The following is a 1133-nucleotide window of genomic DNA, read 5'->3' as shown; positions in this document are numbered from 1 at the left end:
GGAAATACGCTGATTAATATGGGCGGCGCATTTATGACGGATGGACCGAGTTTGTCTGGTCAGGGCGGAGCCATTGCGGGTTCTGTGTTCGGCGGGGGATTTGGGAAATATGCGCCTGATTTGCTGGCACCATACATAGGGCTGTCTTATTCAGGTTTAATTGGTGACGCTGGCGGGGCATTTACCTTTGAAACGGTAAATGATGCATTTAAGAAAGCAACTCAAAAAGGAGATAAGTGATGTTGAAGAAAATGACTCCTTATATTTTTATATTGATATTTTTATACATTACAGGATCATTTTTTCTACTAGGATTACTGGCTCGAGGTGTCATTGGATTGATATATACAGCTTCATTAAATATATCGATAGAAGATGTTTTAAAAACTTTAAAAATGAGTGCAGTCGCTGGCATCATTCTGTCTGTTGGAGCTTTCGTCTTTAATCGAATAGATATCTACAACGCCAGTAAAAAGCTCCCAACCGAGCCTGATAAATGACTTTCACAAACGCATATCCCGGTTGCCTGCGCCGGGATATTTTCCCGCTCACTCAGCAAACCGGATCACCGCTATGGACAGCGACTACAACTCGGTCACTGAACAGTCCGGTATTTTTGCCGGTGACGGCGGCTTTGATATCACGGTCGGCGGGCATACCCAGCTCGATGGCGCGGTGATTGCCAGCACAGGTTCGGCGGATAAAAACAGCCTCGACACCGGCACGTTAGGCTTCAGCGACATCGGTAATAAAGCGGAATACAGCACCGAACATCAGGGCGCAGGCATCAGCACCGGCGGGACTGTTGCAGAGAACTTTATCGGCAATATGGCGAACGGCGTACTGGTGGGTGCAGGCGGTGAAGGTGAGGCATCCGGCACCACGAAAGCAGCGATTTCTGCGGGTGATATCACCATCCGCGACAAGGAAAACCAGCAGCAGGACGTGGCGGATTTAAGCCGTGATGCGGAACATGCCAACGGCAGCATCAGCCCGATATTCGACAAGGAGAAAGAGCAGAAGCGGCTGGAGATTGCGCAGGCGCTGGGCGACGCAGGCAGCCAGGCAATGGATATTGCACGGACGGCGGGTGAGATTAAAGGGCTGGAAAAAGCGAAAGCCGCGCATCCGGA

Annotated in this window: 1 protein-coding gene and 2 pseudogenes; all 3 read left to right on the top strand. The window is 50.0% G+C overall.

What is annotated here, in order from left to right; genetic code table 11:
- Nucleotides 1–240 (top strand): annotated as a pseudogene (locus tag DXU84_RS25045) (filamentous hemagglutinin); the annotation flags it as partial.
- The gene (locus DXU84_RS24920) at nt 240–500 is read left to right on the top strand and encodes a hypothetical protein (protein ID WP_121020197.1); all 261 of its coding nucleotides are present in this window, start codon (nt 240–242) and stop codon (nt 498–500) included. The pseudogene DXU84_RS25045 and the gene DXU84_RS24920, both read left to right, overlap by 1 nt.
- Before the next feature lie 73 nt (nt 501–573).
- Nucleotides 574–1133, top strand: a pseudogene (locus DXU84_RS24915) (hemagglutinin); the annotation flags it as partial.

Source organism: Rahnella sp. RcJ3 (assembly GCF_009498575.1).
GTDB lineage: Bacteria > Pseudomonadota > Gammaproteobacteria > Enterobacterales > Enterobacteriaceae > Rahnella > Rahnella aceris.
The sequence above is the reverse complement of the archived record's forward strand: the minus strand, read 5'-3'. Positions and strand labels throughout refer to the sequence as shown.